Genomic DNA, 379 nt, shown 5'->3' with positions numbered 1-379 from the left:
GTATGTGAATACATATAAATACATACACCTTGGAATTACTGTTTACAAGATTCTATCATTCACGGGAAATATCACTACACCTTAAAAAAGGGAAACAGGTTGGGGCGCCTGGGTGGCGCAGTCGGTTAAGCGTCCGACTTCAGCCAGGTCACGATCTCGCGGTCCGTGAGTTCGAGCCCCGCGTCAGGCTCTGGGCTGATGGCTCGGAGCCTGGAGCCTGTTTCTGATTCTGTGTCTCCCTCTCTCTCTGCCCCTCCCCCGTTCATGCTCTGTCTTTCTCTGTCGCAAAAATAAATAAACGTTGAAAAAAATTTTTTAAAAAGAATGAGAAACGCCTGAACTATTTCCAGCTCCCCTGGATGACAATGTTGACACGGAC

Annotated in this window: 1 protein-coding gene; it reads right to left on the bottom strand. The window is 47.8% G+C overall.

The window, feature by feature from the left end; genetic code table 11:
• Nucleotides 1-125: 125 nt before the first annotated feature.
• The coding region (locus EUU22_RS26445) for a hypothetical protein (RefSeq protein WP_205687955.1) at nt 126-379 on the bottom strand (254 nt) is incomplete at its 5' end.

It is taken from the genome of Ciceribacter ferrooxidans, from assembly GCF_004137355.1.
GTDB lineage: Bacteria > Pseudomonadota > Alphaproteobacteria > Rhizobiales > Rhizobiaceae > Allorhizobium > Allorhizobium ferrooxidans.
The sequence above is the reverse complement of the archived record's forward strand: the minus strand, read 5'-3'. Positions and strand labels throughout refer to the sequence as shown.